The sequence below is a fragment of the Mesorhizobium sp. M4A.F.Ca.ET.020.02.1.1 genome, from assembly GCF_004022645.1.
GTDB lineage: Bacteria > Pseudomonadota > Alphaproteobacteria > Rhizobiales > Rhizobiaceae > Mesorhizobium.
Genome location: NZ_RZOI01001400.1, coordinates 1 through 446 on the forward strand (window position 1 = coordinate 1; position 446 = coordinate 446).

Annotated in this window: 1 pseudogene; it reads right to left on the reverse strand. The window is 64.3% G+C overall.

Going from position 1 to position 446, the window contains the following annotated elements:
* Positions 1-168, reverse strand: a pseudogene (locus EN742_RS39920) (EmrB/QacA family drug resistance transporter); the annotation flags it as partial.
* Positions 169-446: the final 278 nt, after the last annotated feature.

Sequence of the window (446 nt, forward strand, 5' to 3'; positions counted from 1 at the left end):
CAGCACCCAGTTGATGGTGTCCGGCGAGGCGCCGAGATCGCCGGTCATGGTCGGCAGCGCGACGTTGGCGATGGTGGTGTCGAGCGCCTGCATGACCGTCGCCAGCATGAGCGCGACCGTGATCAGGCCGCGGTGCGGCCCGTCTCGAAAGGGCTCTGGGCTGCTCATGATGCCAATCTTCCAGCAGGTAACAAAAACGTGTACACGAAGGTTTCCGGGCGGCGAGGCCTTGGAGAGACCCTCATCGCGGTGGGACGCGACTATCGATGTGGGGGTTACATCGACCGAGCGTCTCGTTTGTACGGGCGCCGCCGCCCGGAAACCTGAGGACCGAAGGATCCCATGCCGAAGGATCGGAGGTTTCGATCAAGCCGCGACGCGGCCGGGTCCAACCTCTCCTTCCCACTCCTCCCACGGACCAATCCCCTGCCATTCACATCCACCGC